Source organism: Streptomyces sp. Y309 (genome assembly GCF_056712025.1).
Genome location: NZ_CM160048.1, coordinates 1829624 through 1846369, shown reverse-complemented (window position 1 = coordinate 1846369; position 16746 = coordinate 1829624). Strand labels below are relative to the sequence as shown.

Annotated in this window: 15 protein-coding genes; 10 read left to right on the top strand and 5 right to left on the bottom strand. The window is 71.0% G+C overall.

From position 1 onward, the window contains the following. The first annotated feature begins 19 nt into the window (after window positions 1-19). The 5 genes from AC0KTA_RS06645 to AC0KTA_RS06625 all read left to right on the top strand — a co-directional run bounded on the left by AC0KTA_RS06645 (window position 20) and on the right by AC0KTA_RS06625 (window position 3822). Entirely contained in the window at window positions 20-460 is a 441-nt protein-coding gene (locus AC0KTA_RS06645) for a DUF6278 family protein (RefSeq protein ID WP_481054175.1), read from the top strand. Window positions 461-581: 121 nt separating this feature from the next. Continuing rightward, a complete protein-coding gene (locus AC0KTA_RS06640) occupies window positions 582-1325 on the top strand; it encodes an amino acid ABC transporter ATP-binding protein (protein WP_481054174.1) in 744 nt (247 codons plus the stop codon). Between the two features lie 17 nt (window positions 1326-1342). Continuing rightward, on the top strand, window positions 1343-2251 hold the full coding sequence (locus AC0KTA_RS06635; protein ID WP_481054173.1) for a glutamate ABC transporter substrate-binding protein: 909 nt from the start codon (window positions 1343-1345) through the stop codon (window positions 2249-2251). A 9-nt stretch (window positions 2252-2260) separates the two neighbouring features. Then, a complete protein-coding gene (locus tag AC0KTA_RS06630; protein WP_481054172.1) occupies window positions 2261-2905 on the top strand; it encodes an amino acid ABC transporter permease in 645 nt (214 codons plus the stop codon). After that, window positions 2902-3822 (top strand): amino acid ABC transporter permease, encoded by a 921-nt coding sequence (locus tag AC0KTA_RS06625; RefSeq protein ID WP_481054171.1) that lies wholly within the window; start codon window positions 2902-2904, stop codon window positions 3820-3822. Before AC0KTA_RS06630 ends, AC0KTA_RS06625 begins: the two co-directional genes overlap by 4 nt. A gap of 47 nt (window positions 3823-3869) precedes the next feature. On the opposite strand, the gene AC0KTA_RS06620 is transcribed toward AC0KTA_RS06625, so the two are convergent. The 3 genes from AC0KTA_RS06620 to AC0KTA_RS06610 form a co-directional block, all read right to left on the bottom strand. Next, window positions 3870-5474 (bottom strand): CocE/NonD family hydrolase, encoded by a 1605-nt coding sequence (locus AC0KTA_RS06620; RefSeq protein WP_481054170.1) that lies wholly within the window; start codon window positions 5472-5474, stop codon window positions 3870-3872. Window positions 5475-5611: 137 nt separating this feature from the next. After that, the gene (locus AC0KTA_RS06615) at window positions 5612-6820 is read right to left on the bottom strand and encodes a L,D-transpeptidase (protein WP_481054169.1); all 1209 of its coding nucleotides are present in this window, start codon (window positions 6818-6820) and stop codon (window positions 5612-5614) included. A gap of 183 nt (window positions 6821-7003) precedes the next feature. Then, window positions 7004-7762: a hypothetical protein gene (locus AC0KTA_RS06610; protein WP_481054168.1), complete on the bottom strand. Its 759-nt coding sequence runs from the start codon at window positions 7760-7762 to the stop codon at window positions 7004-7006. Window positions 7763-7866: 104 nt separating this feature from the next. On the opposite strand from AC0KTA_RS06610, the gene ggt reads away from it, so the two are divergent. Next, the gene (ggt, locus tag AC0KTA_RS06605; protein WP_481054167.1) at window positions 7867-9738 is read left to right on the top strand and encodes a gamma-glutamyltransferase; all 1872 of its coding nucleotides are present in this window, start codon (window positions 7867-7869) and stop codon (window positions 9736-9738) included. 144 nt (window positions 9739-9882) lie between these two features. On the opposite strand, the gene map is transcribed toward ggt, so the two are convergent. Further along, window positions 9883-10650 carry a type I methionyl aminopeptidase gene (gene map / locus AC0KTA_RS06600; RefSeq protein WP_481054166.1) on the bottom strand — a complete coding sequence of 256 codons (768 nt, stop codon included), beginning with the start codon at window positions 10648-10650 and terminating at the stop codon, window positions 9883-9885. A 49-nt stretch (window positions 10651-10699) separates the two neighbouring features. Here map and AC0KTA_RS06595 point away from each other — a divergent pair, with 49 nt between their 5' ends. Next, window positions 10700-10951 carry a helix-turn-helix domain-containing protein gene (locus AC0KTA_RS06595; protein ID WP_481054165.1) on the top strand — a complete coding sequence of 84 codons (252 nt, stop codon included), beginning with the start codon at window positions 10700-10702 and terminating at the stop codon, window positions 10949-10951. A gap of 85 nt (window positions 10952-11036) precedes the next feature. Here AC0KTA_RS06595 and AC0KTA_RS06590 read toward each other — a convergent pair whose 3' ends face one another. Next, complete coding sequence (locus AC0KTA_RS06590; RefSeq protein WP_481054164.1) at window positions 11037-12221, bottom strand: Cmx/CmrA family chloramphenicol efflux MFS transporter; 1185 nt, start codon at window positions 12219-12221, stop codon at window positions 11037-11039. Window positions 12222-12785: 564 nt separating this feature from the next. Here AC0KTA_RS06590 and AC0KTA_RS06585 point away from each other — a divergent pair. The 3 genes from AC0KTA_RS06585 (at window position 12786) to AC0KTA_RS06575 (ending at window position 16697) form a co-directional block, all read left to right on the top strand. Next, window positions 12786-14357 carry a hypothetical protein gene (locus AC0KTA_RS06585; RefSeq protein WP_481054163.1) on the top strand — a complete coding sequence of 524 codons (1572 nt, stop codon included), beginning with the start codon at window positions 12786-12788 and terminating at the stop codon, window positions 14355-14357. Between the two features lie 220 nt (window positions 14358-14577). Continuing rightward, entirely contained in the window at window positions 14578-15420 is an 843-nt protein-coding gene (locus tag AC0KTA_RS06580; protein WP_481054162.1) for a nitrilase-related carbon-nitrogen hydrolase, read from the top strand. Further along, window positions 15417-16697: an aspartate aminotransferase family protein gene (locus tag AC0KTA_RS06575; RefSeq protein WP_481054161.1), complete on the top strand. Its 1281-nt coding sequence runs from the start codon at window positions 15417-15419 to the stop codon at window positions 16695-16697. The genes AC0KTA_RS06580 and AC0KTA_RS06575 overlap by 4 nt, the downstream gene beginning before the upstream one ends. Window positions 16698-16746 lie beyond the last annotated feature (49 nt).

The following is a 16746-nucleotide window of genomic DNA, read 5'->3' as shown; positions in this document are numbered from 1 at the left end:
CCCCACGGAGAGGCCGGTCATGAACATTCCGTTCCTGGACAAGTGGCGCAAGCGGCACCCGAGCGAGCCGGGCCGCAAGCTCGCGGCCGCCTTCGAAGAAGATCCGGACGGGGTGGCCGAGCTGCTCTCCGAGTGCGAACTGCTGCGCTCGCAGGCGGGCGCCGCGGGGCTCGAACTCGACGACTCCCCGGCGTCCTTGGCGGCCCTCGACCAGCTGCCGCCGCGCTGGCGCGACGACGCGGAGACGCTGCCCTGGCTCGGCAACGACGCCGGGCTCTATCTGGGCACGGTGATCGTGCGGACCGTGCCCGGCGCGGTCTGGCACGTCCTGCCCGGCGGCACCCCGGTGGTGCGGCTCGCCTCCGGCCGGGAGATCCAGGTGGTCGCGGCGGGGCTCGACTGGGCGGTCCAGGGGACCCCCGAGTTGTCTCAGGTCTACGCGGAGGCGTCGGAGACGTAGCCGCCGGGCAACGTAGCCTCAAATACGGTTAATGCCCATAAGTGCGTGTCGTCCGTTAAGTCCCGTTTTCACGTGGATAGTTTGCGCTGACCGACACCGCTGAGAGTGGGCAGGTCTGGGCATGGCCGTCGATCCGTTGATCGAGCTGCGTGACGTGAACAAGTACTACGGAGAGCTGCATGTCCTCCAGGACATCGACCTCACCGTCGGCAAGGGGGAGGTGGTCGTGGTCATCGGCCCTTCGGGGTCGGGAAAATCAACGCTCTGCCGGGTGATCAACCGTCTTGAGACCATCCAGTCGGGCCTGATCCGCCTCGACGGACAGCCGCTGCCCGAGGAGGGCAAGGCGCTGGCGCGGCTCCGCTCCGAAGTGGGCATGGTCTTCCAGTCGTTCAACCTCTTCGCGCACAAGACCGTGCTGCAGAACGTCTCCCTGGGCCAGGTGAAGGTCAGGGGCCGCAAGAAAGACGAGGCGGACCAGCGCTCCCGGGAGCTGCTCGAACGCGTCGGCCTCGCCTCACAGGCGGCCAAGTACCCGGCGCAGCTCTCCGGCGGCCAGCAGCAGCGCGTCGCGATCGCCCGCGCGCTGGCCATGGACCCCAAGGTCATGCTCTTCGACGAGCCGACGTCGGCCCTCGACCCGGAGATGATCAACGAGGTCCTCGAGGTCATGCAGCAGCTCGCCAGCGACGGCATGACCATGGTCGTCGTCACCCACGAGATGGGCTTCGCCCGGTCGGCGGCCAACCGTGTGGTCTTCATGGACGACGGCCGCATCGTGGAGGACCGGGCCCCCGAGGACTTCTTCTCCCGCCCGGAGAGCGAGCGCGCCAAGGACTTCCTCTCCAAGATCCTCAAGCACTGACGGGGGGCCGATCGAGCATGCTCCGTACGACACGTCTGTTCGCCGCACTCGTCCTCACCGCGCTCGCCACCGCCGCGTGCGGCCGGGAGGGCAGCCCTCCGACCAAGGGCCCGGCGGCCGGGAAACTGCCGAAGTACCAGGTGGCGCAGGGCTTCGAGCTGCCGAAGTCGGGCACGTGGCGCAAGGCGAAGAGCCGCGGCCGGTTCGTCGTCGGCGCCAAGGAGGACCAGCCCTACCTCGGCGAGAAGGACCCGGCGAGCGGCCGCTACTCCGGCTTCGACATCGAGATCGCCAAGATGGTCTCGGCCTCCCTCGGCCTGGACCCCGGGAAGATCTCCTTCAAGACGGTCGCCTCCGCCAACCGGGAGACCGCGCTGCAGAACGGGCAGATCGACTTCTACGTCGGCACCTACACCATCAACGACCTCCGCAAGAAGCTCGTCGGCTTCGCGGGCCCCTACTACATGGCCGGGCAGGGCCTGCTCGTGCGTGACGACGAGGACGGCATCAAGGGCCCGCAGGACCTGGACGGCAAGCGCGTGTGCTCCGCCGCGGGATCCACGCCGTACCAGCGCATCCAGCAGGACTACCCGAAGGCGACGCTCGTCGCGTACGACACGTACTCCGTGTGTGTCGACAATCTGCTGACCTATCAGGTCGACGCGGTCACCACCGACGACGCGATCCTCATCGGGTACGCGGCCAAGGTGCCCGACGAACTCAAGCTGGTCGGCAAGCCCTTCTCCGAGGAGCCCTACGGCGTCGGGGTACCGCGCGGCGACAACACCCTGCGGTTCGCCATCGACGACGCCCTCGCCGCCCGGGAGAAGAACGGCGACTGGAAGAAGGCGTACGAGGCCACCCTCGGCCTCTCCGGCGTCCCGGCGCCGAAGCCGCCCGCCATCGACCGCTACCCGGCGAGCTGAGGAGGCGTCGTGGACGTACTGACAGACAACTTCTCCACCTTCGGGGACGGCTTCCTCGGCACCGTCGAACTCACCGTGTACGCCTCGCTCCTGGCGCTCGCGCTCGGGTTCGTCATGGCCGCGTTCCGGGTGGCGCCCGTCGGGTCCTTCCGGGTGTTCGGCGCGGTGTGGGTGGCGGTCCTGCGGAACACGCCGCTGACGCTGCTGTTCTTCGCCGTGCTGCTCGGGCTGCCGCGGTTCGGGCTCGTGCTGCCCTTCGAGGTGTTCGCCGTGCTCGCGCTCGGCTGCTACACCTCGTCGTTCGTCTGCGAGGCACTGCGCTCCGGCATCAACACCGTGCCCAGGGGGCAGGGCGAGGCGGCCCGCAGCCTCGGCATGACCTTCGGCCAGACCCTGTCCGCCGTGGTGCTTCCGCAGGCCTTCCGGTCGGTGATCTCACCGGTCGGCTCCACGCTCATCGCCCTCGCCAAGAACTCCGCCATCGCCGGCGCGTTCAGCGTCACCGAGCTGCTCGGCACGTACAAGACCCTCAACGAACTGGGCTACAGCATCATCTGGACCTTCGTCTGGATCGCCCTCGGCTACCTGATCATCACCCTCGCCATCAGCGCCGTCTTCAACATCCTCGAGAAGCGCTGGGGAGTCGCCCGATGACCACCACCGCCACTGCCACCGCCCCCGTTCCCGTCCCCGGTCCCGAGGCCACCGCCCTCTACGACATCCCGGGCCCCAGGACCCGCCGCAGACACCGGCTCTACGGCGTCCTCTCGACCGTCCTCATCGTCGCCCTCGTCGGCTGGATCCTGTATCTGCTGTTCGACACCGACCAGTTCACCGCCACCAAGTGGACGCCGTTCGAGTACAAGGGCATCCAGGAACTGCTCCTTCGCGGGCTCGGCAACACGCTGAAGGCCTTCGCGATCGCCGCCGTGCTCTCGCTCGCGCTCGGCGGGCTGCTCGCCACCGGGCGGCTCTCGGAGCACCGCGTGGTGCGCTGGGTGGCCACGCTCCTCGTGGAGTTCTTCCGCGCGATGCCCGTGCTCGTGATGATCTTCTTCGTCTTCGTGGCGCTGAAGGTCCAGCCGCTGCCGGCGCTGGTCGCCGGGCTCACGCTCTACAACGGCTCCGTGCTCGCCGAGGTGTTCCGCTCCGGCGTCAACTCGGTGGAGCGCGGACAGAGGGAGGCCGCCTACGCGCTTGGCATGAGAAAGACCCAGGTCATGTCGTACGTCCTGGTGCCGCAGGCGGTGCGGGCCATGTTGCCCGCCATCATCAGCCAGTTGGTCGTGGCCCTGAAGGACACCTCACTCGGCTATCTGATCACCTACGAGGAGTTCCTCCATGCCGGGAAGCTCATCGCGTCGAATCTCGACTACGATCTGCCTTTCATCCCCGTGGTCATGGTGATCTCACCGATCTACATCGGGATGTGCATGCTGCTTTCGTGGTTCGCCTACTGGGTGTCCAAGCGACAGCGGCGCAGTCCCAAGACAGAGGCCGTGGACGTCGCCCCGGCTGAACCAGGGACGCTGCTGCCGGGCGGGGGTCCCCCCAGGGCCCCCGGCCCCTGACGGGAGCAGCAGCAGGAGGGCCAGGCCCGCCCGGCAGCAGCCGGAGATCACTGCTCGCGCAGGGGCACCGACACGTACGACGGGTCGGTCCTGGGCGAGGAGAAGGTCAGCTGCGCGCCGGACGGGTTGTGCTCGACATAGAGCGGGTCGACCGTGTCGACGACCAGGGCGAGCCGGTGCCCTGCCGGGACGTCGTAGGCCGTGGAGAACAGCTCCAGGTCCACGGCGAACGGCTCGCCGGGGGTTTTGCCGTGGAAGGTGTACGGCGCGTTGCTGACCAGCTTGCCGAGGCCGAGCGGGCCCACGTCGTAGAGGTAGGCGACGAGGGTTCCGCTCTCCTTGGTGCTGGTGACCGTGGTGTGCAGCTTCGCGGTGCCGCGCACCCGCTGGGCCTGCTCGGCCCGTTCCGACTGCCAGACGGCCGCGTACCGGCGCGGCAGCAGCGGCATGGACGCCATCGGCGGGAGCTTCAGGAACTGGTCGAGGGCGTTGGACAGCATCACGATGCCGCCGTTGGCCCCGGAGTCGACGTTGGTGTGGATGGTGCTGGAGCCCGCGAGGTCGATCTTCTTCTTCGTCGCGCCGACCGACTTCCAGTCCGGGTAGCCCTCGTAGCCGCCGGTGGAGCGGGACTTGAGCTGGACGGGCTGTTCCTGGTCGATGCCGTTCTTCTCGCCCTTGAGGTAGTGGTCGAACCAGCGCTGGGTGTTCGTCCAGGTGTCGTTGGGCAGGCCGAGCAGGCCGGTCGCCTCGGAGGTCGCGTGGTCGCCGGGGCGGAACTCCAGGCGCTTGGGGCCGGTCAGCTTCTCGTAGAAGCGCGCGTACTGGTTGGGCGGGAAGATGGTGTCGCCCCAGGCGTTCGCGAGCAGGATCGCGGCGCCGTTCTTGTTGAGCCGGTCCAGATACGTCGTGGGGGAGCGCTTGGTGCCCCACGCGATCATCTCGTGCTCCTTGTCGAGGTTGGAGCCGAGGAAGTCCTTGAGGATGCGCTGGAGTTCGGCGCTGGGGCGGCCGGTGAGGTAGCCCGCGCCGCCGAGCAGGGCGCCCGCCTGGGCGTGCTGGGTGCGGCCGCTGTAGATCGAGTCGACGAGGCCGCCCCAGCCGCTGAGCGCGCCGACCGCCTTCACGCGCTTGTCGTGCGCGGCGGCGAGGAGGCTGATGCCCGCGCCGTAACTGACGCCCGCCATGCCGACCTTGGCCGGGTCGGCGGGCGTGTTCTTCAGTGTCCAGTCGATGACCTTGGAGGCGTCGGCGATGTCCTCGGGGCCGCCGACCTCGATCTCGCCGCCGGACTGCCAGAAGCCGCGGGAGTTGTAGCTGACGACGACATAGCCGGCCGCGGCGAGCTTCTTGGCCTGCGCGATGTATTCGATCTGCGGCATGGCCCAGCTCGTGGGCAGCACGATCACGGGGTACGTGCCGCTCGCCGAGGCGCCCGCGGGCGTGACGACGTTGGCCTTGAGGACGGTGCCGCCGTCGCCGGGAATGTCGACGAACCGCACGCTCGCGGCGGCCGCGGTCGCCTCGGCGGCGGGGCGTTCGGCGGGTGTGGCCTGCGCGGCCGGGCCGAGGCCGAAGGCGGTACCGGCGACGAGCGTCGCCGATACCGCGCCCACGGCGGTCGTACGCAAACCTGTGCGCGATGGTCCCACGGGTCACTCCTCACTCGTGCCAGTGCAAAGTGACCCGACGGTAACCGCGTGGGCTTACCTACGGTAACCCGTCGGTAAGTTACGTACGGGTAACGATAGTTGAGGGCTTGAGTTTCCCGCCTGCTTGCCGCGCGGCCTCAGCGCAACGCGCTCTTGGACTGCCAGTCCGTCCAGGACAGGTTCCACTCGCCGTACCCGTTGCCCGGGTCCGGCGTGCCCTTGGAGCCGGAGCCCGAGACCTCGAACGGGTCGCCGACCTGGACCTGGCCGTACAGCCAGGAGGCGTCGGGGGTGCTCATGCCGACGCAGCCGGAGCTGTGGTTGGTGTTGCCGAAGTAGGAGGCGTTCCAGGGCGCCGCGTGCGCGTACATGCCCGACCAGGTGAGGCGCATCGAGTAGTCGACCATCTTGTCGTAGCTGTTGCCGAGGCCGACGGTCTCGGAGCGCATGTTGATCGTGCCCTCCTTGGCCATCAGGACCGAGGTGCCGCCCCAGGAGGCCTTCTCGCCGCCGGGGGTGCCGGCCGACATCGGCACCTGCTTGACGGTCTTGCCGTCGCGCGTCAGCGTCGCCGTCTTGTTGTCCAGGTTCACCTTGACGACCTGGTTCTTGCCGACGGTGACGGCGGTGTCGTAGTCGCGTACGAACCAGCCGCCGTGCGCGCCCGAGTCGATGCCGTTGAGCTGGGCGTCGAGCTTCACCTTGGTGCCGGACTTCCAGTAGTCCTTCGGGCGCCAGTCGACGCGGTCCTTGCCGTCGTAGTTCTTGATCCAGCCCCAGGATCCCGTGGTGTCGTTCGACGTGGTGACCTTGAGGTGCTTCTCGACCTCGGCCTTGTTCTTGACCGGGTTGTCGAACACGATCGACAGGGGCTGGGCCACGCCGACGGTCTTGAGGTTGCTGCCCGGCGTGATCGTGACCTTGTTGACCTGCTCGGGCTCGGCCGTCTTGAAGGCCTTCTTCGCCTCGCCGCCCTGGTCGGTGGTGGCCCGCACGGTGTAGCCGGTGCCGGGCGCCGCCTTGCGCGCGGAGGTCCAGCTGCGGCCGTCGGCGGCGACCTTGCCCGCCAGCTTCGTGCCCTCGGCGTCGGCGACCGCGACGTCCTTCAGCTTCGCGTCCTTGGTGGCCAGCTTCACGGTGACCGGGACGCCCGGCTTGGCCTGGCTGCCGGTGAGGTTCACGGAGACCTTCGGCTTCTCGGCCTTGGCGTCGTCGCCCGAGCCGGAGCCGCCGCCCGAGCAGGCGGACAGGGCCGCCGTGAGGGCCGCGACGCCCGCGACGGCGGCGTGGCGGGGGCGGATGGAGCGTCGGCGGTTCGACGGGCTCAGAGACCTGCGGGACCTCAAGGAAACGTACCTCCGTGCGGATATTCACTGCCTGCCCGGAGAGAGAGTGCGGAAGGTCCCTTTGGGTTGCCTGTCACCCGGAAAACGCCGACTACGTCACAGAGGCGCTATTCACGGCATACGTTCCGTGGGGGAGCGCTCACGTGTCGCGAGGGGCGGGCCGGCCCGGCGCGGGCGCCGTGCTCACTTGGCGCGGTGGGAGTTGCGCGCGGGCGCCGGGGCGGGGATCGGCTCCTGGGCGGCGCGGGTCACGTCCGCGACCAGCTCGACCACGTCCGGCCCGTACGCCTGCGAGTTCACGACCTTCAGGAGCAGCGCGAAGGTGTTGTTGCCGTGCTTGCGGGCGAGGCGTTCGTGGTGGCGGGCCAGATAGCGGGTCGCGGCCTGGTTGGTGATGGCGCGCTGCCCGCAGAAGAGGAAGACGGGCCGCGCCTCCGGTGCCTGCCCGGCGGTGAGGCGGGCCAGGATGGCGTACTCCGTCCGGCCGCCCTCCATCCGGTAGCGCTCGGCGCCGATCTGGAAGGCGCCCCGGTCCGGGCCCGGCTCCGGGTCGGTGTTGACGCGCACGCCGGGCAGCAGCGAGTGCATGTGCGCGGCCATGCGGCGGTGCACCGCCGGGTTGCCGACGCAGAACTCGGTGCGCTCGCCGAAGCCCTGCTGCACCGCGTCGTGCGCGACGACCTGGGAGTGCGCGCCGCAGTCCTTGATCGGCGCGGCCAGCTCCAGGAGCGAGAACACGTCGGGGCGCGTCACCGTCAGCTCCGGGCCGCCCCCTTCGCGGTTCACCACGAGCAGCGACTCCGAGTTCGCGGGCAGGCCGAAGAAGGCCTGCTTGCGCCGGAGCTTGCGCTTCCACAACTGCGTACGGAGGAACCAGCCCAGGACTCCGCTCAGGACGGCCGTGATCAGGCCGAGGACGAGATAGCGCACGTCTTCAGTCATGGGGGCGCATGCTAGCGGCCGTTCGGAGCCTCGTTCGAAGAGCCCATGGCGGCCAGGAGGGCCCGAAGTTACGCTGCGCAGACGGCTGTTGACTGGAGGTACGAATGCGTCGCGGTGTCGTACGGAATCTGACGCTATGGACGGTCGGCGGGGTATTGGTGACGGTCGGTGCGGCCGCGCCCCCTTCGCCTTCGCCCTCGGCGCAACCGGGCACGAGCGCCGAATCGGCCACAGCGGCCGAAGCCGGCGCAAGACCGGAATCGGCCCCAACGCCCCCGGAAAAGACACCGGTGGCCGTCGGGCACGGCGGCGCGGTGGCGAGCGTCGACCAGGACGCGTCCGCCGCCGGCATCGAGGTATTGAAGAAGGGCGGCAACGCCGTGGACGCGGCGGTCGCCACGGCGGCGGCGCTCGGCGTGACCGAGCCGTACTCGGCGGGCGTCGGCGGCGGCGGTTACTTCGTGTACTACGACGCGAAGTCCCGCACCGTGCGCACCCTCGACGGCCGCGAGACCGCGCCGCGCACCGCGGACTCCGGCCTCTTCCTGGAGAACGGCAAGCCGCTGCCGTTCGCGGAGGCCGTCACCAGCGGCCTGGGCGTCGGCACCCCCGGCACGCCCGCGACCTGGCAGGAGGCGCTCGACTCGTGGGGGAGCAAGCGGCTCGGCACGCTCCTGAAGCCCGCCGAGCGGCTCGCGCGGCACGGCTTCACGGTCGACAGGACCTTCCGCTCGCAGACCGAGACCAACCAGAAGCGGTTCGCGGACTTCCCCGCCACCGCCAAGCTGTTCCTGCCCGGCGGCAAGCTGCCCGTGGTCGGCTCGACGTTCAAGAACCCCGATCTCGCGCGGACCTACGAGGAGTTGGGCCGCGAGGGCGTCGACGCGCTCTACCACGGCAAGCTCGGCCGTGACGTGGTCCGCACCGTTAACCAGCCGCCTGTCGACCCCGACTCCGGCCGCAAGGCCCGCCCCGGCGACCTGTCCACGAAGGACCTGCGCGACTACGAGGTGAAGCGCCGCACCCCGACGAAGACGTCCTACCGCGGGCTCGGCGTCTACTCCATGGCGCCGTCGTCCTCCGGCGGCACCACCGTCGGCGAGGCCCTGAACATCCTGGAACGCACCGACCTCTCCAAGGCCTCGCAGCAGCGCTACCTGCACCGCTACATCGAGGCGAGCCGCGTCGCGTTCGCCGACCGGGGGCGCTGGGTGGGCGACCCCGCCTTCGAGGACGTACCGAAGAAGCAGCTGCTCTCGCAGAAGTTCGCGGACTCCCGCGAGTGCCTGATCAAGGACGACGCGGTGCTCAAGAGCCCGCTCGCGCCCGGCGACCCGCGGCATCCGGTGCCCTGCGCCAGCGGGGACAAGGCGGCCCCGACGACGTACGAAGGGGAGAACACCACGCATCTGACGGTGGCCGACAAGTGGGGCAACGTCGTCGCGTACACCCTCACCATCGAGCAGACGGGCGGCAGCGGGATCACCGTGCCCGGGCGCGGCTTCCTGCTGAACAACGAGCTGACCGACTTCTCCTTCGCGCCGGCCAACCCGGCCGTGCACGACCCGAACCTGCCGGGACCGGGCAAGCGGCCGCGCTCGTCGCTCGCGCCGACCATCGTGCTCGACGGACGCGACCGGCCGGTCGTCGCGCTCGGCTCACCCGGCGGCGCGACCATCATCACGACCGTCCTGCAGACCCTGACCGGCTTCCTCGACCGGGGCCTGCCGCTCGTCGACGCCATCGCGGCGCCGCGCGCGAGCCAGCGCAACGCCGCGCAGACCGAGCTGGAGCCGGGGCTGTGGAACAGCGAGGTGCGGCGCGATCTCGAGGCGCTCGGCCACTCCTTCAAGCAGAACCCGGAGATCGGGGCCGCGACCGGTGTGCAGCGGCTCGCGGGCGGCCAGTGGCTCGCCGCCGCGGAGAAGGAGCGGCGGGGCGGGGGGTCGGCGATGGTGGTGAAGCCGCGGTCGTAGCGCCGCTTTCGGTGCCGCTTCGGTGCTGCTTCGGTGCTGCTTCGGTGCCGGTGAGCTGAGGTCCGCGCCTCCCCGGTCGGGGGAGGGCGCGGGCCTTCGCGTTTACGGGAGGCGCGGTCCCGTTCGCGTTCGAGAGGGCGTGACCTACAGCGCCGTCAGAATGCGCGGCCCCGCGTCCGTGATCGCCACCGTGTGCTCCGCGTGCGCCGCGCGGCTGCCGTCGTTCGTGCGCAGCGTCCAGCCGTCCGGCGCGGTGTGGAAGAAGTCCTTGCCGCCCGCGATCACCATCGGCTCGATGGCGATCACCATGCCGTGCCGCAGCGGCATGCCGCGGCCGGGACGGCCCTCGTTCGGCACCCCTGGGTCCTCGTGCATGCTGCGGCCGATGCCGTGTCCGCCGAAGCCCTCCGGAATGCCATATCCCGCGGCCCGGCAGACCGTGCCGATCGCGTGCGCGATGTCCCCGATGCGGTTCCCGACGACGGCCGCGGCGATGCCCGCCTCCAGCGCGCGCTCGGCGGTCTCGATCAGGCGGACGTCCTCGGGGCGGGGGGTGCCGACGGTGAAGCTGATGGCCGAGTCGCCCACCCAGCCGTCCAGGATCGCGCCGAAGTCCGCGGACAGCAGGTCGCCGTCGCGCAGGCGATAGCCGTCCGGGACGCCGTGCACGATCGCGTCGTTGACCGACGCGCAGAGCGTGGCGGGGAAGGGGACCGGCGCGAACGACGGGTGGTAGTGCAGGAACGGCGAGGTGGCGCCCGCGTCCTTCAGGACCTGGTGCGCCACCTCGTCGAGGTCGCGCAGCGCGACGCCGACGGCCGCCGCCCGCCGCACCGCGTCCAGGGCGCGCGCGACCACGCGGCCCGCCTCACGCATCGCGTCGATGGATGTGTCTGTCTTGAGTTCGATCATGCCAATTACTATACCGGTATTTAAATGGTGTCCGGGGTAGGATGGCCGCATGGTGCGCACCCCACTGACCCCCGAAGAGCACGAACGCGGCGAGCGGCTCGGCCGTCTCCTTCGTGAAGCGCGCGGCGAGCGGAGCATGGTGGAGGTGGCCGCGAGCGCCGGGATCTCGGCGGAGACCCTCCGCAAGATCGAGACGGGGCGGGCGCCGACGCCCGCGTTCTTCACGGTCGCCGCCCTCGCCGTGACCCTGGAGCTGTCGATGGACGAGGTCGCCCGGAGCTGCGCGCTGGTTCCCGTCTGACGGCCGGTTGCCTGTGTGCGGCTCCGGGCTGCGTACGTTGTCCGTGTACGTGGCCCGGAGCCGCCCGTCGGCCGGGCCTCGTCGGTCAGGCCGCCGTCGTGGAGAGTTCCTCCCGGCGTGCCGCCCTGCGCCGGGCGGCGAGCAGCGCCACCCCCGCCGTCGCGAGCGCCAGCGTCACCAGCAGGGCGCTGACCCACAGCGGTGAGCGGTAGCCGAGGCCGCCCGCGATCGCCCGGCCGCCGGCCCAAGGCCCCACCGCCGCGCCGATGTTGAAGGCGGCCGTGGCGAACCCGCCGCCGAGCGTCGGCGCCCCCGTGGCCGCGTACAGCGCCTGTGAGATCAGGGTGGAGCCGACCGCGAACGACAACATCCCCATCACGAAGGCGAAGGCGACCGTCGCCACCGGGTTCCCGGCCGTCAGGGCGAACGCCGTCCAGCCCGCGAGCAGCGCCACTGTTCCGCCCGCCAGGAGCGGCACCGGCCGGGTGTCGGCGAAGCGCCCGCCGAGCGCGACGCCCACCGAGGAGCCGAGTCCGAACAGGGCGAGGAGCGCGGGCACCCACGCGTCACCGATGCCGGTGACGTGCGTGGCGAGCGGTTCGAGGTAGGTGAAGACGCAGAACGTCGCGCCGTTGACGAGGGCGCCGAGCAGCAGCGTCACCAGGAGCCGGGGCGAGCGCAGCGCCCGCAGCTCCGTGCGGGCCCCGGTGTGCGTGGCGGCGGGCGGGCCCGCCGGTACGGCCCGGGCGATGGCGACGACGGCGGGCACCGAGATCAGGGCCACCGCCCAGAACGCGGCGCGCCAGCCCCACAGTTGGCCGAGCAGCGCGCCGCCCGGCACGCCCGCGACGCAGGCGAGCGTGGTGCCGCCGAGCAGGATCGAGGTGGCCCGCCCCTTGGCGTCCGGCGCGACCAGGCTCGTCGCGGTGGCGAGGGCCACGGCGAGAAATCCGGCGTTCGCCAGGGCGCCGACGACGCGGGTGCCGAGCAGCACGGCGTAACTGGTGGTCAGCGCGCCCACCACATGCACGAGCAGGAACGTCGTCAGGAAGCCGAGGAGGGCGCGGCGGCGCGACCAGCGCAGGCTCAACACCGCCATCAGGGGCGCCCCGACGACCATTCCCACGGCGAACGCCGAGGTCAGCGCCCCGGCGGCCGGGACCGACACCGCCATGTCGGCGGCGATGTCCGACATCAGGCCGGAGAGCATGAACTCGGACGTGCCCTGGGCGAACACGGCGAGACCGAGCAGATACAAGACAAATGGCACAGCGATACTCCGCAACCACAAAGGGGATCGACGTGACCCGCGGGCAGCCCTCGGCGGCACGGGTGCCGCCGAGGGCGCACGACGGCTCGCGTCATGTGCCCCGCGGCGGTCGCCGCGCAGGGCCGCGCGGCTGCCGCGCGGGTGAGGAAAGGGAGAGAGAAAGCAGTCCGTGACTACGGCACTGCGGCGATCCCGTGGCCGAGAGGGTCGAGAGGGTGACGAGGGCGTGGAGCGTCGGTGCCGGGCGCTGTGCGCACAGCCGCGCGCACAGACGGCGCGGCTGCGTGCACGGACGGCACGGCTACGTGCGCAGATGGCACAGCTGCCGCGTCACCGTCGCGGCGACGCGGGCACCGAAGAACTCGACGAGCAGCCACCGGAACGCCGGTGGCTAGCTTCTGTTCGCCTCGGGACTGGACATGTGCGCAGACTAGCCACGCTTCACGTCGCACGTCCAAGTAATTAACGAAGCCTTCGGAAAACTGCGTGTAGCCGTCCCGTAACGCTTCTGGTGTTATCTTCCGGACCGGCAGACTCTAGTCTCCCAGGGGGCGGTGCCCGACGATGGCAGTGGGACAACTCCCGGATCAGGTCCGGGAGTTCGCGAAGTACCTGAGCGAGCTCATGGCCCGCCTCGATCAGGGCGACGGATGGTGCGGAGTGTTCTGGTCCCGTGACCCGGACGGGATGCGGGCCTGCCTCGAGGGTGCCGAGGTGCCGCCGTGGGACGTGGTGCAGGCGCTGCTGCACGACCTCGCGGCCGACTCCGGGGTGGGCGTCGCGCACGCCGAGACCGGGCGGGCGCGGGCGCTGCATGCCGCGTCGGTTGCCGCGTACGACGACCGGCCGGGAGGCCGTGAACTCCTCAGCGACCGGCTCGACCTGATGCTGCAGGAGCAGAGGTTCGCCCTGGAGCGTCAGCAGGAGCTCGCGCGGGCCCTCGCCGTCGCGGCCACGCCCGACGACGTGGACCGCATCCACCTGGACCTGGCGTGGGTGCGCGACGACCACGAGCGCGCGGTCGCGCGCTGCGGCGAGCTGCGCGCCCGCATGGAGCGGCTCGACCGGACGCGGGCGCCCCAGTGGATGGACTTCGGCGGGCCCGGGCACGACGGGGTGTTCCCGGGTCCGGACCCGGGCCCGGACCCCGGGGAAGCCCCCGGCGACGCGGACCGACGTCCCGGCAACGCCGACGGATACGCCTCCGCGTACGCCACCGACGTCTCTGAGTACGCCGCCGACGCCACCGAGTACGCCGCCAACGCCCCTTTCACGTACCCCACCGGCGACCCCACCACCGACACCCCCACTCCAGCCGACCCGCCCACCCCCCGCGTCCCCCGCCAGTCCGGTCCCCGCCGCCGCCCCCGAGGCGCCCGCTTCGCCGGGATCGAGGCCGGGGAGGCGGACGTGCTCGGGCCCCTCCCCGCACCGGCGACGGACGAGTCGCCCGCCGGCCGAACGCCCCGCGGCGCGCGCTACGCCCAGGCGATGGACGCCGCGCCACGCGCCCCGAAGCGGGTCCGGCGGGCGGACACGGCGGCAGGCGAAGACGCGGAAGCGCGCGGCACCGGCGAACACACCCCCGCCGACCCAGACCCCCGCCTCACCGACGAACGCGTCACCACCGACGCCGTCAAGGCACTGATCCGGCTGCGCGGCGAGGGCCGCAGCGGCGAGGCGCACGGCGTGCTCGTCGAGGCGGCGGGCTGGCCCGCGGCCCGGCTGCCGCTGTTCGCCGAGGAGTTGCACCACGCGGGCCTCGCCGCGGACTGGGCGACCCTGCTGTGGGAGGCCGCCTCGCTGCCGCCCGACCGGCTCGTCGCCGTCGCCGACGCGCTCGCCGGGGCGGGCCGCGCCGAGGACTGCCGCAAGCTGCTGCGCCAGGGCGTGGCCCGGCCCGCCCCGGAGATCGCCGAGTCCCTGATCGCCCTCGCCGACGCCGGGCGCGACCGCGAGGCACGGGCGCTCCTCGACGCGTACGTCCGCGTGCGCAGCGCCGAGGACGTCGCGGCCTGCGCGCACACCGACCCGCCCCGGCTCATCCCGCTGCTCCTGGAGGCCGCCAAGGCCGCGTCGGACGAGCGGCACTGGGATCTTGTGCACGCCCTGCGGGTCGCGGGCTTCACCGCCTGAGGCCCTGCTGCCCGCCCCGCGCGGGCCGCCCGCGCAACCCGGCGCAACCGGGCGCGCCCGGCGTGACCGATTCTCACCCGCTCGGGTGCGAAACATGATCGACTCCGCCGCGTTACGACGATGGTCTTGGCAAGGCCGTCGATGGGGCTTACGTTCGTCTGTCTACGCACGAAGTCTACGGGCGTAGAGGCTCTCTGACGTCCTGTCGAAGGAGCAGCTCATGGCCAACGTCGTACGCGCCGCACTCGTCCAGGCGACCTGGACCGGCGACACCGAATCCATGATCGCCAAGCATGAGGAACACGCCCGCGAGGCCGCCCGGCAGGGCGCCAAGGTCATCGGTTTCCAAGAGGTCTTCAATGCCCCCTACTTCTGCCAGGTCCAGGAGAAGGAGCACTACCGCTGGGCGGAGCCGGTCCCGGACGGGCCGACGGTGCGCCGCATGCAGGACCTCGCGCGCGAGACCGGCATGGTGATCGTCGTGCCCGTCTTCGAGGTCGAGCAGTCCGGCTTCTACTACAACACCGCTGCCGTCGTCGACGCCGACGGCAGCTACCTCGGCAAATATCGCAAGCACCACATCCCCCAAGTCAAGGGATTCTGGGAGAAGTTCTACTTCCGTCCGGGCAACGCGGGCTGGCCCGTCTTCGACACCGCCGTCGGCCGCGTCGGCGTCTACATCTGCTACGACCGCCACTTCCCCGAGGGCTGGCGGCAGTTGGGGCTCAACGGCGCCCAGCTCGTCTACAACCCCTCGGCCACCTCCCGCGGCCTGTCCGCCTACCTGTGGCAACTGGAACAGCCCGCGGCCGCCGTCGCCAACGAGTACTTCATCGCGGCGATCAACCGCGTCGGCCAGGAGGAATACGGCGACAACGACTTCTACGGCACGAGTTACTTCGTGGACCCGCGCGGGCAGTTCGTCGGCGAGACGGCGAGCGACAAGGCGGAGGAACTCGTCGTGCGCGACCTGGACTTCGACCTGATCGACGAGGTCCGCGAACAGTGGGCGTTCTACCGGGACCGCCGCCCGGACGCGTACGAAGGGCTGGTCAACCCGTGAAGGACCTCTACACCCGGCACCGGGCCGTGCTGCCGGACTGGCTCGCGCTGTACTACGACGAGCCGCTCGAACTCACCCACGGCGAGGGCCGCCACGTCTGGGACGCCGCGGGCCGGCGCTATCTCGACTTCTTCGGCGGCATCCTCACCACCATGACCGCGCACGCGCTGCCCGACGTCACCAAGGCCGTCGCGGAGCAGGCCGGCCGGATCATCCACAGCTCGACGCTCTACCTGAACCGCCCCATGGTCGACCTCGCCGAGCGCGTCGCCGCGCTGTCCGGCATCCCGGACGCGCGCGTGTTCTTCACGACGTCGGGCACGGAGGCGAACGACGCGGCGCTGCTCCTCGCCACCGCCCACCGCGGCTCGAACCAGATCCTGGCGATGCGCAACAGCTACCACGGCCGCTCCTTCAGCACCGTCGGCATCACCGGCAACAAGAGCTGGTCGCCCACGAGCCTGTCGCCGTTGCAGACGCTGTACGTCCACGGGGGTGTCCGCACCCGCGGGCCCTACGCGGCCCTGAGCGACGCCGAGTTCATCGACGCGTGCGTCGCGGACCTGCGGGACATGCTGGGCCAGACGCGCGGGGCCGCGGCGCTCGTCGCCGAGCCGATCCAGGGCGTCGGCGGCTTCACCTCGCCGCCCGACGGCCTGTACGCCGCCTTCCGCGACGTCCTCGCCGAACACGGCATCCTGTGGATCGCCGACGAGGTGCAGACCGGCTGGGGCCGCACCGGCGACCACTTCTGGGGCTGGCAGGCGCACGCCTCCTCCGGCCCGCCCGACCTGCTCACCTTCGCCAAGGGCATCGGCAACGGCATGTCCATCGGCGGTGTCGTCGGCCGCGCCGAGATCATGAACTGCCTGGACGCCAACTCCATTTCGACGTTCGGCGGCTCCCCGGTCACGATGGCCGCCGGGCTCGCCAACCTCACGTACCTCCTGGAACACGATCTTCAGGGCAACGCCCGGCGCGTCGGCGGGCTGCTCATCGAGCGGCTGCGGGCCATCTGCGCGCACCTGCCCGCCGTACGCGAAGTGCGCGGCCGCGGCCTGATGATCGGCATCGAACTCGTCAGGACCGGCACCGACGAGGCGAACCCGAAGGCGGCCGCCGCCGTCCTCGAAGCCGCCCGCGAGGGCGGCCTCCTGGTCGGCACGGGCGGCGGGCACGACACCAGCGTGCTGCGTATCGCGCCGCCGCTCTCGCTGACGGTCGCGGAGGCGGAGGAGGGCGCCGCGATCCTCGAACGCGCCCTGCAGAACGCCTAGTTCACGGCCGCAAGCGCCGTCGTAGCGACGTATGCACGTACGTATCACG

Coding starts and splice junctions, on each gene's coding strand:
- AC0KTA_RS06610 (WP_481054168.1), bottom strand. CDS start 7,762: ATGACTGAAGACGTGCGCTATCTCGTCCTCGGCCTGATCACGGCCGTC.
- AC0KTA_RS06635 (WP_481054173.1), top strand. CDS start 1,343: ATGCTCCGTACGACACGTCTGTTCGCCGCACTCGTCCTCACCGCGCTC.
- AC0KTA_RS06645 (WP_481054175.1), top strand. CDS start 20: ATGAACATTCCGTTCCTGGACAAGTGGCGCAAGCGGCACCCGAGCGAG.
- AC0KTA_RS06585 (WP_481054163.1), top strand. CDS start 12,786: ATGGCAGTGGGACAACTCCCGGATCAGGTCCGGGAGTTCGCGAAGTAC.
- AC0KTA_RS06580 (WP_481054162.1), top strand. CDS start 14,578: ATGGCCAACGTCGTACGCGCCGCACTCGTCCAGGCGACCTGGACCGGC.
- AC0KTA_RS06640 (WP_481054174.1), top strand. CDS start 582: ATGGCCGTCGATCCGTTGATCGAGCTGCGTGACGTGAACAAGTACTAC.
- AC0KTA_RS06595 (WP_481054165.1), top strand. CDS start 10,700: ATGGTGCGCACCCCACTGACCCCCGAAGAGCACGAACGCGGCGAGCGG.
- map (WP_481054166.1), bottom strand. CDS start 10,650: ATGATCGAACTCAAGACAGACACATCCATCGACGCGATGCGTGAGGCG.
- ggt (WP_481054167.1), top strand. CDS start 7,867: ATGCGTCGCGGTGTCGTACGGAATCTGACGCTATGGACGGTCGGCGGG.
- AC0KTA_RS06625 (WP_481054171.1), top strand. CDS start 2,902: ATGACCACCACCGCCACTGCCACCGCCCCCGTTCCCGTCCCCGGTCCC.